The 26,466-nt window shown below is 36.3% G+C and carries 19 protein-coding genes and 1 pseudogene; 8 read left to right on the top strand and 12 right to left on the bottom strand.

All coding sequences use genetic code 11. From position 1 onward, the window contains the following. Window positions 1–591 precede the first annotated feature (591 nt). The 6 genes from EG240_RS10440 (at window position 592) to EG240_RS10465 (ending at window position 6,921) form a co-directional block, all read left to right on the top strand. On the top strand, window positions 592–1,443 hold the full coding sequence (locus tag EG240_RS10440) for an RteC domain-containing protein (protein WP_125019346.1): 852 nt from the start codon (window positions 592–594) through the stop codon (window positions 1,441–1,443). Between the two features lie 265 nt (window positions 1,444–1,708). Further along, a complete protein-coding gene (locus EG240_RS10445) occupies window positions 1,709–2,062 on the top strand; it encodes a helix-turn-helix domain-containing protein (protein WP_125019347.1) in 354 nt (117 codons plus the stop codon). A 25-nt stretch (window positions 2,063–2,087) separates the two neighbouring features. Beyond that, the gene (locus tag EG240_RS10450) at window positions 2,088–2,369 is read left to right on the top strand and encodes a helix-turn-helix domain-containing protein (protein WP_124898923.1); all 282 of its coding nucleotides are present in this window, start codon (window positions 2,088–2,090) and stop codon (window positions 2,367–2,369) included. Between the two features lie 98 nt (window positions 2,370–2,467). Next, window positions 2,468–3,952, top strand: a complete 1,485-nt coding sequence (locus tag EG240_RS10455; RefSeq protein WP_125019348.1) for a DUF3945 domain-containing protein — start codon at window positions 2,468–2,470, stop codon at window positions 3,950–3,952. Between the two features lie 6 nt (window positions 3,953–3,958). Further along, on the top strand, window positions 3,959–6,043 hold the full coding sequence (locus EG240_RS10460; RefSeq protein WP_125019349.1) for a type IA DNA topoisomerase: 2,085 nt from the start codon (window positions 3,959–3,961) through the stop codon (window positions 6,041–6,043). Further along, complete coding sequence (locus EG240_RS10465; protein WP_125019350.1) at window positions 6,043–6,921, top strand: ORF6N domain-containing protein; 879 nt, start codon at window positions 6,043–6,045, stop codon at window positions 6,919–6,921. Before EG240_RS10460 ends, EG240_RS10465 begins: the two co-directional genes overlap by 1 nt. 35 nt (window positions 6,922–6,956) lie before the next feature. Here EG240_RS10465 and EG240_RS10470 read toward each other — a convergent pair whose 3' ends face one another. Both EG240_RS10470 and EG240_RS10475 read right to left on the bottom strand, forming a co-directional pair. Then, on the bottom strand, window positions 6,957–7,133 hold the full coding sequence (locus EG240_RS10470; protein WP_125019351.1) for a histone H1: 177 nt from the start codon (window positions 7,131–7,133) through the stop codon (window positions 6,957–6,959). Between the two features lie 84 nt (window positions 7,134–7,217). Next, window positions 7,218–8,030, bottom strand: a pseudogene (locus tag EG240_RS10475) (alpha/beta hydrolase). Between the two features lie 164 nt (window positions 8,031–8,194). On the opposite strand from EG240_RS10475, the gene EG240_RS10480 reads away from it, so the two are divergent. Together EG240_RS10480 and EG240_RS10485 are read left to right on the top strand one after the other, a co-directional pair. After that, window positions 8,195–8,632 (top strand): DUF1896 domain-containing protein, encoded by a 438-nt coding sequence (locus EG240_RS10480; protein ID WP_125019352.1) that lies wholly within the window; start codon window positions 8,195–8,197, stop codon window positions 8,630–8,632. Beyond that, a complete protein-coding gene (locus EG240_RS10485) occupies window positions 8,619–14,030 on the top strand; it encodes an N-6 DNA methylase (protein ID WP_125019353.1) in 5,412 nt (1,803 codons plus the stop codon). The genes EG240_RS10480 and EG240_RS10485 overlap by 14 nt, the downstream gene beginning before the upstream one ends. Window positions 14,031–14,040: 10 nt before the next feature. Here the strand turns inward: EG240_RS10485 and EG240_RS10490 are convergent, their stop codons facing one another. The 10 genes from EG240_RS10490 to mobC form a co-directional block, all read right to left on the bottom strand. Further along, window positions 14,041–14,652, bottom strand: coding sequence for a 5'-methylthioadenosine/S-adenosylhomocysteine nucleosidase family protein (locus EG240_RS10490; RefSeq protein ID WP_125019354.1), 612 nt, complete (start codon window positions 14,650–14,652; stop codon window positions 14,041–14,043). Between the two features lie 26 nt (window positions 14,653–14,678). Continuing rightward, a complete protein-coding gene (locus tag EG240_RS10495; RefSeq protein ID WP_235830367.1) occupies window positions 14,679–15,053 on the bottom strand; it encodes a DUF1304 domain-containing protein in 375 nt (124 codons plus the stop codon). 72 nt (window positions 15,054–15,125) lie between these two features. After that, window positions 15,126–15,725, bottom strand: a complete 600-nt coding sequence (locus EG240_RS10500; protein WP_235830368.1) for a TetR/AcrR family transcriptional regulator — start codon at window positions 15,723–15,725, stop codon at window positions 15,126–15,128. A 109-nt stretch (window positions 15,726–15,834) separates the two neighbouring features. Beyond that, window positions 15,835–17,103: an aminotransferase class I/II-fold pyridoxal phosphate-dependent enzyme gene (locus EG240_RS10505; protein ID WP_125019355.1), complete on the bottom strand. Its 1,269-nt coding sequence runs from the start codon at window positions 17,101–17,103 to the stop codon at window positions 15,835–15,837. A gap of 173 nt (window positions 17,104–17,276) precedes the next feature. After that, the gene (locus EG240_RS10510) at window positions 17,277–19,457 is read right to left on the bottom strand and encodes a peptidase domain-containing ABC transporter (RefSeq protein ID WP_235830369.1); all 2,181 of its coding nucleotides are present in this window, start codon (window positions 19,455–19,457) and stop codon (window positions 17,277–17,279) included. 4 nt (window positions 19,458–19,461) lie between these two features. Continuing rightward, window positions 19,462–20,784 (bottom strand): radical SAM/SPASM domain-containing protein, encoded by a 1,323-nt coding sequence (locus EG240_RS10515; protein WP_125019357.1) that lies wholly within the window; start codon window positions 20,782–20,784, stop codon window positions 19,462–19,464. A gap of 81 nt (window positions 20,785–20,865) precedes the next feature. Beyond that, window positions 20,866–21,087: a hypothetical protein gene (locus EG240_RS10520; protein ID WP_125019358.1), complete on the bottom strand. Its 222-nt coding sequence runs from the start codon at window positions 21,085–21,087 to the stop codon at window positions 20,866–20,868. Between the two features lie 84 nt (window positions 21,088–21,171). After that, window positions 21,172–21,348, bottom strand: a complete 177-nt coding sequence (locus EG240_RS16500; protein ID WP_158612017.1) for a hypothetical protein — start codon at window positions 21,346–21,348, stop codon at window positions 21,172–21,174. Between the two features lie 133 nt (window positions 21,349–21,481). Next, window positions 21,482–23,896: a TonB-dependent receptor gene (locus EG240_RS10525; RefSeq protein ID WP_158612018.1), complete on the bottom strand. Its 2,415-nt coding sequence runs from the start codon at window positions 23,894–23,896 to the stop codon at window positions 21,482–21,484. A gap of 528 nt (window positions 23,897–24,424) precedes the next feature. Beyond that, window positions 24,425–26,422, bottom strand: a complete 1,998-nt coding sequence (gene mobC, locus EG240_RS10530; RefSeq protein WP_125019360.1) for a conjugal transfer protein MobC — start codon at window positions 26,420–26,422, stop codon at window positions 24,425–24,427. Window positions 26,423–26,466 lie beyond the last annotated feature (44 nt).

The raw sequence follows: 26,466 nt of genomic DNA on the forward strand, positions 1-26,466 counted from the left end.
ATAAAAAAGAAAATGTATTTTAAGATTTTCATAGCTTTTAAATTTATCTTTTTTATTAAAAAAACTTTAATAATAGCTAAAGTAGCTTATAGATAATAGATTAAGAAATTAAAAATCGCTATCAGTAACGATTTGGTAATGGTTCTAAATTCATTAGAGCTCTTTCAATTTCCTTGTAAATCAGTACACAAAGATATAAAATTTAGAATAAATTCTATTAATCCGAATTTTCATTTTATCAAGGAAAAATGTCCCCTCCTCAATTACTCTATTTCTATTCCGAAAACCATCATCATTTATTCATATAATTTCTAAAAACTAACGTTTGTATAGAATTACTATGAGCATAAGTCTTTTACTGACAGAATTATTTATTAAAATATATTCCTCGATTGAGGAATTGTTGTTTTAAAAACATAATGTTGAAAAGTAATTACAAAGCATTTAAAATCAAATATAATTGTGGTTTAAATTGATTTTGATTAAAATTCAAAATAGTAAAGTTATAAAAAACATATAAATATATCTCCAATTAAGGAAAATAAAATTAAGTTAAGTGTTTGAAATATTATTCACTTAAATGTTTTTATCATGGCTAAATTTATTTACAAAGATGTATTGTCACAGATACAAAAAGAAGAAAGAAAAGTTGCCTTATCTACGGATAACATTATTGAAGAGTGTTATAAAATGATAGGTTACCTACAAGAATTACTCCGTCAACTAAAGATGGATGTATTAAAACATGGTTTCGCTAAAGAAAATGAAGAAATAGATTTCTTCAAAAGAATCAAACCTCAGATTTTGGGCAAAATTGTATATTACAATAAGGTATCAAGAATTGAAACTACCTGCCCTGTTAGTGATGGTCATCTTTATTTAAACTATTATTCAAACCAAATGAAAAAGTTGAATAAAGAATTCAAAGACCACATTCTTATATCAGATTTTTATCGGTATTACAAATCAGGTAGAGTTGATAAAGATAATATTTACTTCAGATTAGGAAATATAAATTTCTATGATGGTCTAAATAGCTTTGTTTTTGAGATTGACACTCATTTTTCTACTTACTATGATTATAAAACTGCAAGAATCATAGCAAACGAAAATCTATACTTTTATTTGAATTCAAAAATTTGCAACAATGCACAGGAAGGACCGTCAACTGTAAATCTTATTTTGGATAATAGTGATATTCACTGGACAGATTCTAAGAGTGCCCTTATTGAATTGATTTATGCATTGTATGCTTCAGCATCAGTTTCAAATGGACGTATTAGTTTAACAAAGTTAAGTGCAATAGCCCAGGAATTGTTCAATGTGCAACTTGGAGACATTCATCATGCTTTTCACAGAATGAAGGACCGTGCTGGAGATAGAGCTTCATTTCTGAATCATCTTAAAAATTCTCTTGAGCAATATATGGATAAAGAATCTTAATGAAGTATATCTTACAGAGATAACGGGTGGTTTTGTTTAAATCCACCCGTTTTTTCTTGCCAAGTAGTTAGATATATACTACCAATATCCAAATTATTAAATGAGATAAATACAATCTCAACAACCTCTATATCAATCGATAATTAAAAAGTTAAAATTTGTTAAATATTCATTTTTAACATTATTTCTTGCTTGATACTTGGCTTTTCCTTGCACGATTTTTCAAAAAGTACTCTTCAATTTTGCCATGATAAACTATTGCAAAATGAAAATAATAACTATCGAAGAGGAAGCATGGAAACAGCTTAATAGCCGTATAGGTGCAATTGCCGAGTATCTGAAAAGATTAGAGAATACCAGTCATGATGATTTATGGCTTAACAACCATGAGGTATGCCAATATCTGCATATAAGTGAAAAGACTTTATGGCGTATGCGTACCAAAGGTGAAATAGCTTATTCAAAAATCTACGGTCAGTATTTCTACACTATTGGAGCTATAAAGGATATGCTCAATGCCAATGCTATACAAAGCAGCAATGAATATGTTGAGGAGCTTATGGCAAAAGGAAAAAGCTATATCGAGAAAGGCAGAAAACTAAAGGCAGATAAAAGATAGGTATAAACCCTTAAAGAATATCCCTATGAATATTGATAGAATGGAATTTTTGGCGTGGATGGAACGCATTATGGATCGCTTTGATATGCTTAGCGAACACATTGATGACCTTCAAAAACAACGCAACAGCATTGATGGAGAGGAATTACTCGATAATCAGGATTTAATGCAGATGCTTAAAATAAGTAATCGCTCCCTCCAACGTTACCGTACAATTGGCAAACTACGCTATTATACTATCAGCGGTAAATTGTATTACAAATTATCCGATGTACATCAATTCATTAGAGAAAGTTTTACTAAATGAACGCCAATGAACGCCAAATGCTGCCTTTGACGGCCACTTGATGCAAAGCAGCCAATACTTCTTTTACTTTCGGCACTGAACTTCAAAATATTAAAGAAATGAGTGAGCAAACAATAGACAAACAGAACGTTCCGGAACAATTATCGGACATACTGCTGGTACTGGATAAAGAGAAAAAGAAAATCCAGGCTGTAAAGAGCATCGATGAAAATGGAAAAATGGTAACCGTTGATCCTGACAAAAAGAATCAAAGTCAATTTATGCATGTAGACAAAAGTGGCGATTTCTTTTCCAACTTCTTTTCCAATTTTCTCAGCCAGTTAAAGAACCCTACAAACTTCTCCTTTTTCAAAGTTCCTGCACCTATCGCTATTGATATGGCAAATGAAATGCAGAAGCAGGTAGATAAGCCAACTCACGAAGGTGAAAAAGTAATGAAGGAACATGAGGTGAAAACAGAAACGAAACAGGATAGTAAACAAGAAAATCAAAATAATATGGAAACAACATCACAAACAACACCGGAAACAAGCGAATACCGCTTTAAGCCGGAACAGATCGATTGGGAAACCATGAACAATCTTGGATTAGGCAAAGAACGCCTTGAAAAAATGAACCTTTTAGATCCTTTATTAAAGGGTTATAAAACCAACGAACTGGTTCCTGTAAGCGTGAACCTTGATGGTGCTATTGTTCGTACGGATGCTCGTTTATCCTTACAAACAAATCAGGAAGGAAAAGTAGTAGCGGCAGTACACGGTATCCGTAAAGAACCCAACTTAAACTTTGAATTTTTCGGGCATAAGTTTACCGATGAAGACAAGAAAAACCTTCTCGACAGCGGAAATATGGGACGTGTGGTTGATCTCAAAAATACCAAAACAGGAGAAATGATGCCCTCCATTATCAGTGTAGACAGGCTGACTAATGAATTGGTTGCTCTACGTACAGATTTTATAAAAATTCCAGATGAAATCAAAGGAGTAAAATTGGATGATGCCCAGAAGCAAACGCTGATGGAAGGAAAACCACTTCAGTTGGAAGGAATGATTTCTAAAAAAGGAACTGAGTTTGACGCAACGGTACAGTTCAATGCGGACAAACGCTATGTAGAGTTTATGTTTGACAGAAGCAATACCAATCAACAAGCCCAAGGAAATAAACAAACAGAGGGCACTCAGCAATCACAATCTAAAGAGCAAGGTCAATCACAGGAAGCTCCGAAATCATTCAGAGGTAAAGAGCTGGACAATGAGCAATACAACAAATTCAAAGACGGTCAAACGATTTATATCAGTGGCTTAGTTGATAAAAAAGGTAAGGAATATAACGGTTATATCACTTATAATAAGGAAAGCGGAAAAACAGGCTTTGAATTTCCTAACCAGTATAAAGAACGTACACAACCTACCGAAGCCCATAAAACACAAACTGCGGTTAATTCTGAAGGTAAAACCAATGAAGCGACCAAAAACCTTAAAGAACCTTTGCAAAAAGGACAGCAAACACCGAAGGACAAAAAACAGCAGGAACAACAGGAGAAACCAAAAGCTCCTGCAAAATCCAAAGCAAGAAAAATGTAAACAAATATGAAGACAATCATTGCAGAAAAACCTAGTGTAGCAAGAGAAATAGCCAGCCTGTTAGGAGCATCCGATAAAAAGGACGGTTACCTGACGGGCAACGGCTATTTTGTTACATGGGCATTCGGTCATTTAATCGGATTAGGAATGCCCGAAGATTATGGAATCTCAGGATTTCAAAAAGAAACTTTGCCTATATTGCCCAATCCATTTATACTAACCGTTCGTAAAGTCAAAAAAGACAAAAGCTATACCGCCGATACAGGAGCATTAAAACAATTGAAAATTATTGAGCAGCTTTTTAATAAGAGCGATAGCATTATTGTAGCTACCGATGCAGGTCGTGAAGGCGAACTCATATTTCGCTATATCTATGAATATTTCAAATCCAATAAACCTTTTGAAAGACTTTGGATAAGTTCTCTTACCGAAAAAGCCATCAAACAAGGCTTTGATAATCTGAAATCCGGAAAAGAATTTGATGGATTGTATCAGGCAGCACAAGGCAGAAGCCGTGCCGATTGGCTTGTAGGCATCAATGCTACACAAGCACTTTCTATCGCTGCTGGGAATGGTATCTATTCTCTTGGTAGAGTACAAACACCAACACTGGCTTTGATATGTAAACGTTACTTGGAAAACAAAAATTTCTCGGTAAAGAAATACTGGCAGATACAGCTATTGCACCACAAAGAGCTGATAGATTTTAAAAGCCTTTCTCAAACCAAATGGGAAGATCAAACATTAGCCAATGAAACGTTGAAATCCATTCTACGAAGCAATTCGGCTATTGTTACTTCGGTAGAAACCAAAAGTATTACAGAGCAACCACCTTTATTATTTGACCTTACGGGATTACAAAAAGAAGCCAACAAAAAGTTGAGCCTGTCAGCTGAAGAAACGCTTAATATTGCTCAAAGCCTTTACGAAAAGAAGTTTATTACCTATCCACGTACAGGAAGCAAATACATTCCTGAAGATATGTGGGCAGAAATCCCCAACCTTGTGAGATCCTTGCTAGACAGGGAAACTTGCAAACAAGCTGTAACCAAAATGAAATGGGGACGTTTCAATAAGCGTATCGTAAATGATTTGCGTGTAACTGATCATCACGGGTTACTAATTACAGACAAAACACCATCTGCATTAAATGTAAAGGAAAATGCAATTTATGATATGATTGCCTTTCGCTTGCTTGAAGCCCTTTCCGGGGCCTGTATCAAAGAGATTACCGATGTTGCTTTACAGGTAACCCATTATGATTTCACTACAAAAGGCTGTAAGATTATTGAAGCTGGATGGAGAGCCATTAGAGGTAGTTTTTCTGATGAAGATACCGAAGCCATTCAAGACTTACCCGAACTGAAAAATGGCGATGAACTTAAAATAAATGATGCTACAGTTCTTGAAAAGAAAACCAAACCGCCAGTACTTTATACCGAAGCGGGACTTCTATCAGCTATGGAAAGTGCCGGAAAAGAAATCGAAAAAGAAGATGAACGGAAAGCTTTACAACATATAGGTATCGGTACTCCGGCTACCAGAGCAGCCATCATCGAAACATTGTTTACCCGTAATTATATCCAAAGAGATAAAAAATCATTAATCCCAACCGAAAAAGGGTTACAGGTCTATGAATTGGTTAAAGACCGAAAAATTTCCGATGTAGCAATGACTGCCGAATGGGAACTGGCATTGCAGAAAATAGAAAATAACGAAACCGATGCAAGTGCGTTTCAAAAGGAAATGGAAACTTATGCTTCCACTATTACCGATGAATTATTGCAAACTTCCATTGCTCAAAACAACCTGCCTAAACTGGTTTGTCCGAAATGCAAAAGCCAGCAACTCATTATCCGTGATAAGATTGTCAAATGCCCAGATGAGAATTGTGATTGGGTACAGTTTCGTAATGTATGTAGTGTGCAAATCGGTATAGGCGATATTGAAAAACTTGTCAATAATGGAAAAACTTCCCTTATCAAAGGAATGAAAAGCAAAGCCGGAAAGAAATTCGATGCCTATATCGTGTTGGATGAGGATTGCAAAACCTCCTTTGAATTTGAAAAGAATAAATCTAAACGGAAATAATGGAAAATAGTATCATTCCACAAAAAGATATAGAAAACAGAATTTACAGCATCAGAGGAAAACAAGTAATGCTGGATACCGATCTCGCTAATATCTATCAGGTTGAAACAAAGGTTTTCAACCAAGCAATAAAGCGTAATGCAGAACGTTTTCCCAAAAATTTCTGCTTTCAGCTCACTTCCGAAGAATGGGAAGTTTTAAGGTCACAAATTGTGACCTTAAATACAGGAAGAGGTCAGCACCGAAAATACTTACCCTTTGTATTTACGGAACAAGGAATAGCAATGCTTTCAGGTGTACTAAAAAGTACCGTTGCTATTAGAGTGAGTATTGAAATAATGAATGCTTTCGTAGAAATGCGAAAAATGCTAATCAGTAATGCTGCTTTATTTCATCGCCTGGATAAAATAGAACTAAGGCAATTAGAATCTGACCAAAAATTTGAAGAAATCTTTAAGGCTTTGGAAAGCGACAAGCTTCACAGCGAAAAAGGTGTTTTCTACAACGGGCAGGTTTTTGATGCTTATACCTTTGTTTCCGATATTATCCGACGTGCTAAAAGTTCCATTATTCTTTTGGATAATTATGTGGACGATACGGTACTTACTTTATTAGGCAAACGTAGTGATAATGTTACTGCAACAATTTACACCAAAAATATCAGTAACCAGTTAAGGCTTGATTTGCAACGTTACAATAGTCAATATCTACCTATCGAAGTGGAAATTTTCTCCAATGCACACGACCGCTTTTTAATTATTGATGATACCGAACTTTATCATATCGGGGCATCACTCAAAGACCTTGGCAAAAAATGGTTTGCCTTTTCGAGAATGGATATTGAAGTAGCCAGAATGCTTCAACTTTTAAATCCATAACAAATAACCCTCCGAAATTTGGAGGGTTTATTGTTTTAAGCTTTTGATGCTTCTAAAGACGCCTTTCTAAATTCTTTCAATAGCTTTTCAAGCTCCAAAGATGATTTTCTTGCTCTTGTACCTGCGGCTTTGTTTCCTTTTTCTGCCTGTAATTCTGCATCAGCTTTTAATGCTTCAAAGCTTGTACTGATTTTTTCGATTAGTTCTTTCATTATGATAATGGATTAAAATTTGACAATACAAAAATAGAGAATTAATTCAATTCGGTTATTCACCCGTGGATTGGTTTTCATTGCTTATTGGTTCAAAGTCCAAACGATTGCTTTTTCTTTCGTTGCCCTGAAAATGGTATTATGCTTTTCTTGGGGTTCGTCAGAATAATTCCATTTGATATTTGGATAATTTTATGTTTTAAAAATGCTGGCTAACTCTTTCGTATAAGGCGAAACATCCTCTGCGTTCGAGCCTGCAAACCAAATTCGTTTTCCCGTAGTAGGAAATTTTGTTAAATTCTCTTTTGCTGTTCTTACCAAATAATGATTGTTCCACCAAAGTGAAGGGTCAAATGCGATATAGTTATCAAACATTTCAGGAGTAAGGAAGAAAGTTTCCATTACAAAAAGCCCTGAAGCAGATTCGCCAATGATACTTTTTTCGCTTGTAGTTCTGTATTTTTTGTTGATTTCGGGAAAAAGTTCATCTTTTATAAATGCTCTGAATTTTTCCGAACCTCCCACAATTGGGGCAATTTCTTTGTTTTTTTCCACTTCGGTATAACCTGTCAGATCTCTTCTTCTCTGGGTGTTCTCAATGCCTACAAGAATAAGTGGTTTTATTTTTTTCTCCTTAATAAGTTCAGCCAGTGTGTTGGCTATGTGCGGAAAATCTTCTTTAATTCCACCGTCAGCCATATACATAACCGGTAAAGAGTCGGAGGTTGTTTTGTAATCTTCAGGTGTCCATATATTGATGGTTCGTTCCTCGCCAATTTGTTGGGATTGAATTTTAAAAGTTTCGTGTTCCGGAATCGGGTCGTTTGGCTGTGAAGCATTAGAACAGCTTGTCAGAAAAAGAATTGCTGACAAGAAAGCGAAATAAATGTTTTTCATATTTTTTGAAATTTGCTTTAGTAAAAATACAAATTAAATCCCTCGTTATTTAACTTCTTTACGCCAAATCCTGCCTCTTAACGCCAAACACTACCACTTTTTTAGAAGCACTTATCTGTTGCTATAATTTTAGGTTTTCATCAAAATTCTAAACAAAATATAGCATGGATACACAGCAAAAAGACCTTTCGTATTTTAAGTTACGACTACAGGAATTATTAAATACCAGTTTTCCCGAAAAAGCCTTTGACACAAAATTTATAGACCAGCGTTCCTCATGGGCTGCCAATGCTTATGAGGGTGCTTTTCAATCAGGAAACTCCATTGAGCAATGTAATGAAATAGCCAATTACATACTTTTTGAAGGCTTGCACTTCTCCAAGTTTGACACCATATTTCAGGTGGTTTGTAATGAGTTCGATACCATCATGGCAGATGAAGAGTTGCGACCATTTGCCCTGAAAATGTTTTCTGTCTGTGAACCCGTTTTCAAAAACTATCAACTAACCGATGATTTCGCTTATAACACAGAGTACGACCTGCTCTATACCGAAATAACAGGAACCATCGCAATATGGATTGAGGAAAATGGGCTTCAGTAAAAAGTTCCATCTCCAACAGAACATTTATGCCCTAAGAACAGCTTTTAAACTTGATAAGGAGAAACGGACACCCACATCGGGCGAAAGACTGCTAATGATGCAATACAGCGGATTTGGCGGTCTAAAGTTCGTTCTGAATCCTGTAGCAAACGAAATAGACATCAACAATTGGAGGAAAACAGACCACCAATTCTTTGAAGCTACAAAAGAATTGCATCAGCTTTTAAGAGAAAATTCAGCACACGAAAAAGAATACCGCCGCTATGTGGACAGTATGCGAAACTCTGTACTTACCGCTTTTTACACACCTCCGCCACTGATCAAAGCATTGGCAGATGTGATGAAAGAAAACGGCATTACCGTCAATAAAATGCTGGAACCTTCTGCCGGTGCCGGTGCATTTATAGAAACGTTCAAGGAACGCTTTGGAGCTATACGGGATATTTCTGCTTATGAAAAAGACCTGCTTACTGGAAAAATTCTAAAACATATTTACCCGGATGTGAATACACACGTTCGGGGTTTTGAGGACATACCTGAAGCAGATAAAGAAAGCTATGATTTGGTTACCAGCAATATTCCTTTTGGTACCGCTTCCGTCTTCGACCTTTCCTATACAAGAGGAAATGATCCCGCAAAAGCATTAGCAGCAAAAGCCATTCACAACTATTTCTTTCTTAAGGGAAGCGATATGTTGCGTGATGGTGGTATTCTGGCATTCATCACTTCGCAGGGTGTATTGGACAGTCCTGCCAATCAGCCGATACGTGAGGCACTGATGAAAGAAAACAATCTGGTATCCGTTGTCCGGTTACCAAGCAACCTCTTTACCGACCATGCCGGAACCGAAGTAGGCAGTGATCTGGTCATCTTACAAAAGAATAAGAACAAAAAAGAGCTCACCGAAAACGAAAAAGATTTCTGTCAATCCATTGATGCTAAAGACGACCGGAAAATAAACGCCTGGGTCATGTACTCAGCTTGTACGGTCTTTGATGAGATTATCGAAAGTACAGACCAGTACGGACGTAAACAGCCTATCTATCTGCACAGCGGAGGTGCCCAAGGTATTGCGGATGATGTAACAAAATTGCTCAGGGAAGATTTCGGGAACTATCTGAACCTTGACTTATACAACGGTAAAAAAACGGACACTCCAATACAACAAGCAAAGGTTCCGCTACCTGCCCCTAAAATTGAACCAATTATTCAACCGGAAGTTGCAAAGCAACCTTTGCAGGAACAACCTAAACCAATTCAATCAAAAAATGTAGCTCCTCAACAGGAGGTACAACTGAATTTGTTCGACCTTTTTGAAAGTCCACAGCCCGTTGCAATGGTTCCCTCGACACCAACGGTCAAAAAGAAAACAGCTACCAAAAAGAAAGCGGTAAGGAAAAGCTATCAGGGCAATCTGTTCAACGGAACGATGCAGCAAACCTACACACCAAACCAAAATATCCCAAAAGCAGAAACACCCTCAAACGGACAGCAAGAGGTTATAGGCGATCTGTTTTCAGGGTTGAACGGTAACGGCAAATCTGAACAAATCCCCATACAAGTTATACCAACAGAACCCGAACCATACACCGAACCGTTGCAGGCTTTTCACAGAAACGATAGCCTGGTATCGTTCAAAGGGGCGGTTGGCTACCTGAAAAATATAAATGTTTACAGGGAAAACGCTGTGTTTCATCCTTTGGCTATACCGCAAAGCCAAAAATTAAGAATGGAAGCCTATGTCAACCTGCGTGATACGTATATTAATCTCTATCATAAAGAAGCTGAAAAGCAAACTGAACAGGAGGAAGAACGAGACAAGTTAAACAGTTTATACGATGCCTTTGTAAAAAAATATGGCAACCTGAACAATGCAGATAATATCAAACTCATCAAAACCGATAGTGCAGGAAAGGAAATTCCTTTCCTGGAACGTGTGGTAGGCGGTGTTGTACACAAATCGGATATATTCCACCGTCCGGTAAGTTTTTCTACGACCACGCTTGCAACTGATAATCCCGATGAAGCCTTATCTGCATCGCTCAACCGATACGGAACGGTTGATTTGGATTATATGTCGGAGATCAGCGGAATGCCTGCTGATGAACTGAAGAATGCCCTGCACGGGCGTATCTATTACGATCCTTTGCAGAAAGGTTATGAAATAACCGAAAGATGGATTGCCGGAAACGTGGTTGAAAAAGCAAGCGATGTACGCAACTATGTAGAGAACTATCCTGAAGACAAAGAAGCAAAGGAAAGTCTTTCGGCTTTGGAAGAGGCTCGACCGAGGCGTATCGAATTTGAAGAACTGGATTTTAACCTCGGAGAACGCTGGATACCGACAGGGATTTATGCCCGCTTTGCTTCGCATCTGTTCGATACGGATGTACGTATCCATTACTCCGAAACTACGGATGATTTCAATATCAATTGCAATAGTAAGAACGTCCACATCTGGGATAAGTATGCCATCAAATCGCAAAGCCGTACCTATGACGGTATTGCCTTGCTGAAACACGCTTTGGTCAATACCACACCTGATATTACCAAAAAGGTTACGATTGATGACAAAGAAGTCAAGGTGCGGGATATGGAAGCCATCCAGATGGCGAATACCAAGATTGATGAAATCCGTACGGCTTTTACCGACTGGTTGCACGCACAGAACGATGAGTTTAAAAATCGTCTGACAGACCAATACAACGATACGTTCAATTGCTTTGTACGTCCGCAATATGACGGCAGTCATCAGGAGTTCCCCGGACTGGACAGAAAAGGTCTGGGCATTGAAGACCTGTATTCAAGTCAAAAGGATGCCGTATGGATGATAAAACTGAATGGCGGAGCGATTTGCGACCACGAAGTAGGTGCCGGAAAAACCCTGATTATGTGTACCGCTGCCCAGGAAATGAAGCGGTTGGGAATGGTACATAAACCTATGATTTTAGGACTGAAAGCTAATGTACACGAGATAGCGGAAACATACCGTAAAGCTTACCCTCATGCTAAAATCCTCTATCCGGGAAAAGAAGATTTTACCCCACAGAAAAGACAACGGATTTTTGGCGACATCAAGAATAATGATTGGGATTGCGTGATACTCACGCACGATCAGTTCGGGATGATCCCCCAATCACCCGAAATGCAAAAAGAGATATTGGAAGGTGAGCTACAGAACGTGGAAGACAACCTTGCTTCTCTTGAAGCACAGGGCAATGAAATTTCAAGGGGAATGCTTAAAGGCGTACAGATACGCAAGCAGAACCTTGAAGTAAAACTGAAAACACTCGAACACGATATTGAAAACAGAAAGGATGATGTAGTTGATTTTAAAATGATGGGCATTGATCATTTGTTGGTTGATGAAAGCCACCGTTTCAAAAACCTGATGTTCAATACCCGCCATGATCGGGTTGCCGGATTGGGAAATATGGCAGGCAGCCAAAGGGCAATGAACCTGCTGTTTGCCATCCGTACCATTCAGGAACGAACTGGAAAGGATTTGGGAGCTACTTTTCTATCAGGTACTACTATTAGCAATTCGCTGACGGAATTGTATCTGCTTTTTAAATACCTGCGACCACAGGCATTGGAAAAACAGGGCATCAATTGCTTTGACGCCTGGGCAGCGATCTATGCACGAAAAACCACCGACTATGAATTTTCGGTAGCCAACAATATTGTCTCCAAAGAGCGTTTCCGCTTTTTTATCAAAGTACCGGAGCTTGCCCAGTTCTATTCCGAAATTACGGATTACCGTACCGCCAAAGATATTGGTATAGACCGACCGGAAAAAAATGAGATACTCTACAACATACCACCGACACCGGAGCAGGAAGTATTCATCAAAAAGCTGATGGAGTTTGCCAAAACGGGCAATGCAGAACTGTTGGGAAGACCACCATTATCACAGAGTGAAGAAAAGGCAAAGATGCTGATCGCTACGGATTATGCCCGTAAGATGTCACTGGATATGCGGATGATAAACCGTAAGTATGAAGACCATCCCGACAATAAAGCTTCTCATTGTACCGCCAATATTGCCAAATACTACAACAAGTTCAATGCACAGAAAGGAACGCAGTTCGTATTCTCCGATCTCGGCACCTACAAGCCGGGCGAATGGAATGTGTATTCGGAGATTAAACGCAAGCTTGTAGAAGACCACGGTATCCCCGCACATGAAGTCCGCTTTATTCAGGAAGCCAAAAACGAGAAACAGCGTAAACAGCTTATCAGCGATGTCAATGAGGGAAAAATCAGAGTACTGTTCGGTTCTACGGAAATGTTGGGAACTGGTGTAAATGCACAAAAACGTGCCGTTGCTGTGCATCACCTTGATATCCCTTGGCGACCATCAGACCTTGCCCAAAGGGACGGACGGGCTATCCGAAAAGGAAATGAGATTGCGAAATTCTTTGCCGATAACAAAGTGGATATTTTCATCTATGCTGTTGAGAAATCACTGGACAGCTATAAATTCAATACACTATACAACAAGCAGGTTTTTATCGGTCAGCTAAAGAGTAACAGTATGGGTAAACGTACCATTGATGAAGGGGCTATGGACGAAAAAACCGGAATGAATTTCTCGGAATACGTGGCGATTCTTTCGGGAAACACAGACTTATTGGAAAAAGCAAAATTGGAAAAACAGATTGCCGGACTGGAAAGCGAAAAGCAGGCGTTCAATCGTTCCAAATACAGTTCTAAATACAAATTGGAGGATGTTACTTCCATGCTTGATGGTGCACAATCGAGATTGGAACGGATGAGCCTTGACTGGAATAATCTGGAACAACGGATACAGAAACATTCGGACGGCAGTATTGTCAATCCTGTTCAGTTAGATGGTTTGTCGGCAAATGCCGATGTAAAACAGATTGGTGCAAAGCTCAACCAGATAGCGGATAAAGCCCGAACCGGTGGCGATTATCAGGAGATAGGCAGTCTGTATGGATTTCAATTATTGGTCAAAACCGAAGTTTCTGAAAAAGAGGGCGTGGATATTCGGGTAAACCGTTTTTTGATACAGGGTGAAGGCAATATCAAATACACCTATAACAACGGTATCATGGCAAAAGATCCTGAAACGGCAGCGATGAATTTTCTAAAGGCATTGGAAAAACTGCCCGGATATATAGAGCAGGAACAAAAGAAAATAACCGAACTTAAAAAAGATCTTCCTGTACTTCAGGAAATCGTAAACGGCACTTGGAATAAAGAAACCCGACTAAGCGAACTCAAAACAGAATTGGCTGCGGTGGATAGAAAGATCATGTTATCTATTGCTCCTGAAGGCAAAGAAGAGCAAACCGAAAAAGAAGAGACTACAAAGGTTTCAGAAAGTATTGTCCGTACAAAAGGTGTTCACTTGTCAAGAGGTGTGTTGTAAGAAAATTGTATTATTCCTGCAACACACCTGCATTCTGCTTATTAAGATTGAGTATTTGTTCAAATGCAATTGCAGCGTTGTGTACCTGAACCGCCCAGTCCTCAGCAGCATTGTCATCAGCTCCGTCAGAAATATATTTAAGGCTAAGAAAAGGAATACTTTCTTTCATAGCCACCAAAGCCAATGCATAAGCTTCCATATCCACAACGTTGTAAATTGTTTCGGAATGTGCCATTTCAAAACTATCACCGGTACCACAAATTCCTTCTGATAATCCCTCCATTTTCAGACCGTATTCAAGAATGGGCGGTAATCCGGACAAAGGTGTTTCGTATTGCACATATCCTAATCCCCTTACATCCATATCCCTTTGTACAAATTTTGTACAACATACTATATCGCCTTTTTGAAAGTGATTACTTCCGGCAGAACCCAAATTGATAATTACCGAAGGTCTTTTCTGTTGTATGGCTTTCATCAGCTCATAAGCGGCACTTACTTTACCGATTCCGCATATCAGATGCGGATAGGTATTAAATACTTCGGCTGCTTCAGATGCCAGTGCAAATGTGAACAAAACATCTTTAACAGGAAAAGTGTTCTCAGGATTTATTATTATCATAATAAGACAATCATTACATTAAAGGATTAGCTTAACAGTACGAGTACAATACCGATTAATGCAGGTAATGCCTGTTTTACAAATATACTAGTAGATGCGGTAACGGCTCCAAAAGTACCCGCTACAAAAACACATATCAGAAAAAACAAAGCAATATTATGTTGCCATACAATATCCGATATTAAAAGCGACCACAATAATCCTGCTGCGAGAAAACCGTTATAAAGCCCCTGATTGGCAGCCAACCCCTTTGTTTCGTGAAACAAGTGGCGAGGTAACGTCTTGAATGTTTTTTTGCCTTTTGTTTCCCAGGCAAACATCTCTATCCACAAAATATAAAGATGTTCCAAAGCGACCAAACCAATCACAACTTTGGCTATTGTTCCTATAATTCCTTCCATTTAAAATAGTGTCTGTAGTATGATATTTGATGTTTAAAAGGAAAATCCGACTTTAAAGCCGGATTTCTAAATCTATTTATTCACTCCCGCTTTTTCGTAAGCTTCAAAAATAATATCTCTTATGGCATTTTCGATGCGTTCCTTTCCGGGATCTTCATTGATGTCGATTCCACAAAATGCACTACCATTGGTTTTAGCATGTAACGAAAGATAATAGATACCACCAATAAGCAAAGCTAAACGGGCTCTCAGGTCAGTATTGGATTTCTCAAAATCAGGCATGATAAGTGAAAATAACTGTTCACCAATGTCTTCACGTCGGTCAGCTATTTTTCGTAACATTTTATTGGTTTCACCTAATTCCCAGTGGATAATCTTTTGCAACACTTTGTCTTTTAAAAGAACATCTAACTGATTTTGTAATAAACCTTCAATTTCATTTTTGCCTATATCCTCCGGATTTTTCAACAAATCATCTATATATCCCTTTGCTGCAAATTTCCAGAAATCTTTCTGACGAACGTATTCTTCAATCAAATTGTCAATTCCACCAAAATATGTCCATACCAATTTCTTATCCACACCAGCAGCAATAGCGATGTTGGGAGCAGTAAGCCCCGGATAGCCTTTTTTTTGAATTACTTTCCCTACGGCAGCTACCATCCTTGCCATTGTTCTGGATTTGTCCCGAAGGGGACCTGATAAGGTTTTTCTTGTTTTAGGGGTTGTATCTTCTGTATTTTCTATTTCAGTTTTTTTCTTTCGTCCCATTATTTCTCTTTTATACAGACTTTGCAATATCTAACTTTTTATTGACATAATCAAATACATTCAGCGCTTTATCAAGATGTTCTTTTGTATGGGTTGCCATCAGACTCATCCGTATGCGTGAATCTTTCAATGATACTGCGGGATACATGATAGGATTGGTATAGACACCATTTTCGAGCAACATTTTCCCTGCAAGGCTATTTTTATAAACATCCCCGATTTTTACCGGAATAATTGCTGATTCGGTATCTCCGATTTCCAGACCAATATCCAAAAGTCCTTTTTTATAATAATTAATATTTTCCCATAATTGCTTTTGCCATTGTGGTTCTTCATCTATCAGGTCTATGGCACGGCTTACACCGATTACGTTGGGCGATGCTGATGCTGAAAAGGCATATTGACGTGATTGAAATTGCAAATAAGAAATCAGATCAGGATTATTAGCCACCAAATAACCGCCTACATTACCAAATGTTTTACTAAATGTACCGGTGATGATATCTACCTGATCCAGTACATCAAAATATTCCATAGCACCTCTTCCGGTTTCTCCTATGACACCTATACCATGTGCATCATCTACCAATAATACACCACCGTATTTATGTGTTATCTCTAATATTTCTTTTAGCTTGGCAATGTCGCCATCCTGCGAATAAACTCCGTCTATGATGACCATCTTGGTTCTGTAAGTATCTTTTGATGCTGCAAGGATACGTTCAAGGTTTTCAATATTATTGTGTAGAAAACGTTTTACAGTAGTTCCCATTATACCTTCATATACGGAAGAATGCACAGCCATATCCACAATGGCAATATCTTCTTTTTTTAGCAGACAAAGCAGAGAAGCACTGTTTGACGTATAACCGGTAGTATATACAATAGACGAACCTTGCGGACGTTTGAAGAAAGCGGATATTTTATCTTCCAGCTCTTTGTGGTAATCAAAATAGCCACCAATAAGTGGCGAAGCTCCTGCACCTGTTCCATATTTTTCAATACCGGCAATCACCGCTTTTTTTACTTCGGGATGCTGGGTAAAGCCCAGATAATCGTTGCAGACAAAACTGATGTAATCTCCTTTCTTGATGTAACCATCTTCCGCCAGTTCTATTTCGGGACCGCAACCTGAAGTGGCAAGCAGACGGTAGTTCATAAATTCGTTTTCACGCAGGTAGTTCAGGTATCCCTCGTGAGCTTTTGCTCTTTCAAAAATGTCAAAATCCGGAATGTTTTCAAAATCTTTAAAACTTGCTTTAGTAAAGTCAATATCCATGCCTAATGTTTTATAAAAAGTTAACAGGTATAAATTTATATTATTTTCCTTTTACGGGGAAATAAAATTAAATAAAATTCAACCTTAAATTACTGATTTAAACGTTAAATAAGCATTTTTTATATGGAAAAACCACACGAAATATTTTTATTTATCTCTGTTCGGGGTAATATCTAACTGCCTAACTCCAATTGATTCTTTACCAAGTTGTAGTATTCGTTTTTCAATGCTACCAGTTCCTGATGGTTGCCTTGCTCCACAATTTCACCGTGTTTAAGTACAATGATCTGGTCTGCGTTTTTCACTGTAGAAAGGCGGTGAGCAATAATTAAAACCGTTTTACCTTTAAAGAAGGACTGAAGATTATCGTGAATGATTTTTTCATTTTCCGCATCCAAGGCAGAGGTAGCTTCATCAAAGAATATATAGTGTGGATTCTTGTAAACCGCACGGGCAATCAGGATACGCTGTTTCTGACCTCCCGATATGCCGTTTCCAGCCGCTCCAATCTTTGTATTATATCCTAAAGGCAAACTTTCTATAAAAGATTCTATGTTCGCCACTTTAACCGCATGATCTAATTTCTCTCTGTCGATATTTTCATCACCAGTAGCAATGTTCCGCTCTATGGTATCAGAAAAGATATAACCGTCTTGCATGACCACACCGCAGTTTTCACGAATACTTTTCGGGGATAAAGTAAGTATATCATCACCATTGTAGGTTATTATTCCATTTGAAGGATCATAAAATCTTAAAAGCAGTTTCATAAGGGTAGTTTTACCGCTGCCGCTTGCTCCCACAACGGCTGTAACTTTGCCTTCGGGGATAGATAATTTTATATCCTTTAGAACAAAAGGGGATTTTGGTCCCTCATACTGAAAAGAAATATTATCGAGTTTAATGCCTTTCAATGTTCCATTTGAAAGATATCCAGATTTAATATTCAAGGGTTTTAATTCTTCTTGTTCTTCTTCTGGATGGTTTTGCACTTCGTTGAGTCTGGAAAGGCTTAGCTTGGCATCTTGTAGTGAACGAAAGAAAGTAACAAGTTGATTTATCGGAGAATTTAATTGACCAATAATAAAAGAAACAGCTAATAATTGTCCTAACGATATCGTATCTTTTACTACTAATGTGGCGGCTATAAATGTCACTAAAATATTCTTAATTTGATTTAAAAATTCAAATCCAGAAAGTTGTAATTGATCTATTTTTAAAATACGTATATTAATTTTAAATAGCCTATGTTGAATCTTTTCCCATTCTTTTCTTTTAAATTCTTCAAAATGATTAATTTTCATTTCTGTTACACCATTAATTATTTCATAAATACTTTCTTGGTTTTCACCTCTTTGCTGAAAGCGAAAATAATCTAAAGATTTTCTCTTCTTTAACCAATAAATTGACCACATAAGAGAGATAACAGTGAGAAAAGTATAAGTAAGCATAATGCCTACATTATAAGTCCAAAGTACTCCAAAAAACACAAGGAAAGTAATCATCGAAAAGAAAGTAATTAAACTTTGTGATGTTAGAAATCCTTCGATACGCTCATTATCTTGTATTCTTTGATTAAAGTCCCCCTTCATTTTTGTATCAAAAAATTTAAGTGGAAGCTTCAAAACCTTTGACAGAAAATCAGATATAATGGCAATACTTACATTTGTTCCTATATACAGCATTATCCTATTCCTGATAATATCAATTGTAATATTTCCGATATATAAACTTAATTGAGCAAGTAAAATCAGTGTAATTACATTGAAATCTTTTCCATTTACTCCTTTGTCTATTAAAGTTTGTGTAAGAAATGGAAAAATAAGTGAAACACCACTTCCTAATAATAGTAAAACAACGAGGATAGAAATTCTCTTTTTATATGGTTTTAGATAACCTAAAATTTCTCTAAGTTTGATTTCAGCCTGTTTGGGAGGTACTATTGAATAAAATTCTTCATTTGGGTTTAAAAATAATCCAATGCCTTGATTCTCTTCTGAAATCCAAGACTTTTTGAAATCCTTTTCAGAAAGCTTAATGATTCCGTGAGAAGGATCTGCTATGTGATAGTAAAAACTGTCTGAGTACCAATCCTTCGTAATCTTTTTTAAGACAACAAAATGATTTTGATTCCAATGTAATATACAAGGAAACAGCTTTTTTTGTTCAAATAATTCTTGTGTTGTTAATTTTGCAGAAAATGTATCAAAACCAATTTTTTTAGATGCTTCACTTATACCTAATAGAGATACTCCTTCACGCGAAATAAATGAAATTTCTCTTAAATAGTCGAGAGGGTACTTTTTCTTGTATTTTGACGCCACCATTGCTAAACAAGCTGGTCCGCAGTCCATTTGATCATGTTGTGGAATAAATTTCATCAACCTCTATATTATTTAGCATTAATAGAAACTTATTTTTTATAACCTCTGTCTTCCTTTCTTCGTCAAAATCATACATACAGTACTCTTTAGAATGTTCTAATGCTTGTTGGCTACATCCACCATTGCAGATTGGCAATAATCTACACGATAAACAGGGAGGGTTTTTAAATTTAACATCAATTCTTTTATAATATTTATCATTCCATTCAATATCTCCATTTTCATTAAGAATTCCTTCTTTGTCATTTTCATCAAAGTTCCTAGCGGTACACTTAAACACATTTCCATCATAATTTATAGTAGCATGGTTCTTTTTATCTGCATAGCAAGAATTTCTTACGTAATCTACATTACTAATAACAGAACTTACTTTAAATCCAGCAGTTGAAAACATATTCATTAAGCTTAAAACTTCTTCGCGACTTTCTTTTGTGTCTTCTGTCTGCCATACTCTTTGAAAATCAACTCTCATATTTTTTCTTGCAGAGGATTCCAAAAAAAGAACATCATTATAAATATCAGATACGGTATGTAATTTATCCTTTGTATAATTTATACGTAGAGAAACATGAAAATCATTAATGCATAATTTAAAAATATTCTCCAAAATCTCTTTGTATGAACCTTTGTTTTGATGTACATATCTAACCTTATTATGTTCCTCTTCATTACCATCTAAAGTAATCTGAAATCCATTAACTCCATAATTTTTGAAATCACAAATCATCTCATCATTGATAAGGTAGCCATTTGTTGTAAAAGTGCAAAAGAATTGAACTTTTCTCTTTTTACATATTTCGTAAGCATATTTAATAATGGGGAGTACATTCTTCTTATAATATAATAAGGGCTCTCCACCAAACCAAGATATTGTAAATGATTCGAGAGAATTATGAACTCTTTTGTCGATCAGAGATATAATTCTTTCTAGTTGTTTGTTATCTAAGATTGAGTTTTTTATATGACTCTCGTAACAATACCAACATTTAAAATTACAATTCATTGTTGGATTTATTGTTAGATGGAAATGGTTATCATTTAAATCTATTTCTTCTCTTAAATCTTTTACTAATTGAACTTCATTACTTTCTTTCTCTACAATTAAACCGTTTTCAATTAAAATATCATATAGTTCTTCATGATATTGTGGGATTTCGTTTAGCTTATCCTCTGTTGCAGCCGCCTGAAATAAATCATGCACTAATGGCTCCAAAAGAAGGAATTTATTTGATAGAGAGTTGTAAACAACCCATTTGTCGTTGTAAAAGAAACTGGTATTAAATTGACTACTTTTCATAATAAATTGTGGTGTTAATAAAACTCTATGTGATTTTTACAATCACATAGAGTTTGTTTGTAGTTTAACGAAATTGAAATTTTATCCAACTGTAATTGGACAGTTGCTCTTGTTGTTAAAACAAAGACCATCATTAACGTCATTGCAAGTTCCATGATTAATACAAGTTCCTGTATTATTACCTAATGTAGGGTTTGTTCCTGTTGCGACAACAGAGATACCACCTTTTAACTTGCCCATTTCATTTTCTTTCAAATTTTCCATTTTTTCGGCAAGTTTTTTAAAACTATTTTCTACTTTCATAATAGATACTTTTTAATGATTAAACCTACTCGTTGCTGGCTTTTCGGTCTCCGCCAATAAAACTAATCAAGAGAACTACAAACCTTACGGTTTTAGCCCTGGGAAATTATGGCAAGTTCCAGAGTTTGTTTCGCCAGAACAATCTCCATTATTTACACAAACGCTAGTGTTAGTCCCTACGATTGTAGAACCACTCCCGCCTTGTACAACAGAGATACCGCCTTTTAACTTACCCAATTCGTTTTCCGTTAAGCCATTCATCTTTTTTGCAAGGCTTTCGAAACTTTTTTCAACTTTTTTGTCCATTGAAATTGAATTTTTATTATAACACCTACTCGTTTTTGGCTTTTCGGTTTCCGCCATTTCTACTTATAGCTATAAGTTCTTCAATATTTTATAACCTTCTACTTTCTTCATCATTTCCTCCTTGTCGCTTCACACTTCTTATTTTCTGATTACCAAAATTGTACGAAACAGATAGATTAAAATATCTATTGTCATTATAAACATTGGCAATCCTTCTTAATCCTCCGTTATAGGTTGTGATTATATCAGGATTACTGGTTTTGAAAATATCATAAACATTGGCAGCAATCTGCAACTTCTTGTCCATAAATAGAGCTCTCACGCCTAAGCTTGCTGAATATCTACTTTCTTGTCTATGTAGTCCCGAGTTGTTGGGCGAGCTATACCAAAGACTTAAATCTGCGAACAACGTCTTACTTTTATTTAGTATGAATGAATTGTTATTAGTTAATGTATATGTAAACCCATTTTGTTCATTTCCTATAAGAGATTCATCTATATCATTGTTAAATTCTGTATCAGAATAATATACTTGTGTATGTAAAAAGCTATTAAACCATGTAGATTTTTGGTATTGGTAAACGACACCTATCCCATAATTATATTTTTTAAAATAATTCTGTCTTGTTAAAGTCACAACATTTGTATTTGGATCAATCAGAGGCATTTGACCAAACCCATTGTCTGTTATAGACATAAATAATATGGTAGTTAAAACCCCTTTATAGATATGGTTTAATTCAAAATTATCAACAAAAGCTGGTTGTAGAAAAGGGTTCCCTTCCGAGTAATAATAATCATTTACATACCACCGAAATGGATTGATTTCCCAAAATCTTGGTCTTTGGATTCTCTTCCCATAACTAAAAGAATAGGTGTTGTTATTATTTGGTGTATATGTAGTGTATAATGACGGAAAGAACTTATAATAATGGTTTTTATTAGTTTGGTTTAAGGTAATGGAAACTCCTTCAGTATTAGTGTTTTCGTAACGCATCCCTGCTTTAAAGTTCCACACACTATTTAATTTATGAGCAATCGAAAAATAAAGTGATTGAGTGTTTTCTTTATATTGGAATCTATCACTTTGGTTTAAGCCTGAAATCGGTGTACCAGTTGTTAAATCAGTAAATGAAATAGAATTATTGTTATCAATATAACTTATTTTCCCACCATAATTTATACTGAACTGTTTTATAGGATGTACAAAATCTGCCTTAATACTATAGATATTTATATCTTGATGACTATAGTTGTTAGAGATAGAGAAATTATCTCCCTCATTACCGTCTGCAAGTATTGTCCTTGTATGAAAGTCTCTATTCTGTTTTTCATCGAACTTTAAATAATCAAGGTCAATATTTAATGTTCTTCCCAAAGTGTCCATTTTTATAATGGTAAAAGCATTTAAGGAATGATTGAAATTCTCTCTTATATTATTACCTCCTGCAAGTACAAGTGAATCTAACTCACTAAAAGTGTTTGTTATTTGCGTTCTGCTGTTATCTTTAATGTTCGGGGTTGCAATCCCACCAACATATTGCCCTCCTATCGTAATTTTATCTGTGGCGTCATACTGTAGCGATAATCTTGAAGAAAGGTAATCTTTTCTATCTTTTCTCGTTGTTATTCCATTCCATAGCTGAGAGGGGTATTCTATTATTGAACTTTCTCTTACTCCTTCATATCCTTTTTTTCCGTTTATATCTAAAGTTATAGAAAGATTGTTCTTATAATAAGCGAGGTTTCCACCACCTGAAATTGCAGAATAAGTAGTTTGTGTATATGCACTATGCAATCTGCTACTCCATAAATTTTCCCGTTTTTTATAAATAATATTAATAAGACCGTAGTTTCCTTCCGAATCATATTGAGAAGGTGGATTTGTAATTACTTCTATTGTTTTTATATCATCAGATGAAATAGAGTTTAAAAAATTTGTGAGACCACCACTTGGAATCGTTGTTAATCTATTATTAATCATTATTTGAGTTTCGCTCTTTCCAATTATTGATACATTATTATTAACCACAGAAACTCCAGGAGTAATTTTCAAAATCTCTGTAAGATTAGTGCCTTCATGATGTGGTGAGTTCCCAACATCAAATACTAAACGATCTACTTCTCGTTTAATGAGTTTTCTATAAGAGCTCACAACAATCTCTTCCAATATTACAGATTCGTCAATCTCAATTTCTCCCAGATCTATATCTTGATTAAGTACCAGGTGCTGGTTAAAGTATTCAGTTCCGAATTGCTCCAAAATCAACCTATAATTACCTTTCTCGGCTTTAAACAAGAAAGTACCCAAACTATCAGTAGCTATTCTTTCAACAAAAACGGTATCATTTTTCAACAAAGTGGCATGAACAAACTCCACAGGCAACTTGTCTTTATTTACAACTTTTCCCTTAAGAGTTTGCTGCTGTGCAGAAGCAATGTTTATACTGAGAAATGAGATAACGAAGTAAAAAAGTAATACGGATGTCTTTTGGTTAATCATAATCATAGATGTTTTAATAGCGACTAATTTTATTTATATTTCCTTAATCAAAGAAATATAATTATTATTATTTAGCCAAAAATAATTCATAAGAATTTAGAAAAACATATCAATTATTATTTAGACTAAATAATAAAATAATTTATAATCATATATTTATAAAGATTTTGTGTGATTTTATATACGTAAAAATTAAGTTAACAATAAGCCTTAAAAATAACACTTAATTGAATTTTTAGCTTATTAAATTCCTTGAGCAAGGAATTAATGTAAAACAACAACATTAAGAAACGGGTGGCAATAAAAAAAGGCAACTCAATAGTATTATTGAATTGCCTTTTAGGTGAATGTTGTGAAATATGAATCAGGAGAAAATAGACTGATACTGCCTGTAATCAGAACTTAGTCTGCTGAGTGACGGTATTGTGCTTCAAAGTCAACGTGTATCATAGTTACAAAAATTAATACATCTAAATTCCCTGTTTCGAGATAAATAATCAGTATTAGTGATTTTTATGTAACATAGAATTACTCTTGCACCAAATGCTGTAAATCCGGATCGTTCTTGATTCGTTCCAATTCATTTTCCACTATATGCAGAATATCCGATTTTATCTGTCTGTAATTGCCTTCTATATGCTGTTTCATCTTATCCTCACCCTGTTCATCAACAAAGGATAGAATTTGCGGTATCTTTTGATAGGCTTTCGTTTCTGCGGCTACTTTCTCATTATCTACTACGATTTCAGCGTGAAAGATTTTTTGGTCGATACGTTCATCGAAGTTATCCGATACTGAACCTACAAACATACCCTGTGTGAGCGTTGAAATTTTGGAAGCCGGAATAAGGCTGTCCAACTGTGTGGATATAGAAGTAGATTTATCATTGCGGTTAATGGTCATACTCTGACGTTTCTGCAATACTTTCCCGAAACGTTCCGATAGGCTTTTGGCTGTTTCTCCAACTACCTGACCGGAAAAAATATTACCTACCGTGTTCTGAATTACTTTACTTTCCTTATCGCCGTAATCCCTTGTTAGCTGACTAAAGTCCTGAAATCCCAGGCAAACTGCGACCTTGTTACTTCTCGCTGTGGCGATAAGATTGTCCAGTCCCCTGAAGTAAATTGTGGGCAGCTCATCTATGATTACCGAACTTTTAAGCTGTCCTTTTTTGTTGATGAGCTTTACAATTCTCGAATTGTATAAACCCAAAGCTGCCGAGTAAATATTTTGTCGGTCGGGGTTATTACCCACGCACAAAATCTTCGGTTCTTTCGGATTGTTGATGTCCAATGAAAAATCATCTCCGGTCATTACCCAGTACAAACTTGGTGAAATCATTCTTGATAACGGAATTTTAGCCGATGCAATCTGTCCCTGAAGCTGGTCTTGTGCTCCGCCTTGCCAGGCATCCATAAAGGGAGATAAATAATTTTCCAAATCAGGATATGACGTTAAAATCGTAAACACGTCCGAATATTTTTTGTTCAGCAATTCAATGGCGTGTGGGAATGTACAATACTTGCCATTATCATAAATTTTTAAATACCAAATGATAGCAGCTAATAAGATAATTGGAGATTCTACGAAGAAATCTCCTTGCTTCTGTATCCAGCTTCGGTTAAGATTAAGCATTATGGTATATGCTGCTTCGTAGGCATCAGAAATATCGGTCATAAAATCAGGGTTAAGCGGGTTGCAACGATGGCTCTTACGTGGATCATCAAAATTGATGACGTAAAATTGTGGCTGTACTTTATACTTATCCCTGTGCTTCAGTAAATGATTGTAGGCAATGGTTGAAAGGTCGTCAAACTTGAAATCGTAGATGTACATTGAGAAACCTTTCTCAATCTGCTGCTTGATGTAATTGTTTACAATGGCATACGATTTTCCGGAGCCGGGTGTTCCTAAAACAATCGTTGCCCGAAAAGGATTGACGATGTTTATCCAGCCATTATTCCATTTGTTCTTATAATAAAACTTTGTAGGAAGATTGACAGAATATTCGTTTTCCATCAGTTTGGTTTCCTGCTGAAAACTTTCGTTCTCGTTATTGAAAACATCGTCCATTAGATTGTTGTTTAACAAGCGGTGCATCCATACCCCGGCCATCAGCAAAGCGATGTAACCCAGACCAAGTGTAAGGATGTAAAAGAACGTGCCAACAATTGGCGAAAGTTTTAATAGTGGTGTATTGAGAAAAAACAGTACAGAACCAATTCCTAAAGCCACATATATTTTAGTCCAGGTTATCTTCTCGTTCTTTACGCCTTTGGTTCCGAGGCAACTCAAAGCCAGCAGTACAATTGCAAAAACTTTCGTGTAAAGAGTATGCGAAAACAGTCCTGCCGTTCGGTCAAAATTGCCTAATATCTTATTGATGATTTCCAGTGTCCAGCCACGTTCTAAAAAGAAACCATAACAAAACCAATAAAGATGCATCAGTACCAAAAGGATACTTACTGCACGCATAAAAGCCATAATCTTGGCTAAACCTCTTAAATCGTCTTCTCCCTGCATTTTTTTTAAATTAATGTTCGGGCGTGAATTTAGAGGTTGTATTT

The sequence above is a fragment of the Paenimyroides tangerinum genome, assembly GCF_003865405.1.
In the GTDB taxonomy this organism is placed as follows: domain Bacteria; phylum Bacteroidota; class Bacteroidia; order Flavobacteriales; family Flavobacteriaceae; genus Flavobacterium; species Flavobacterium tangerinum.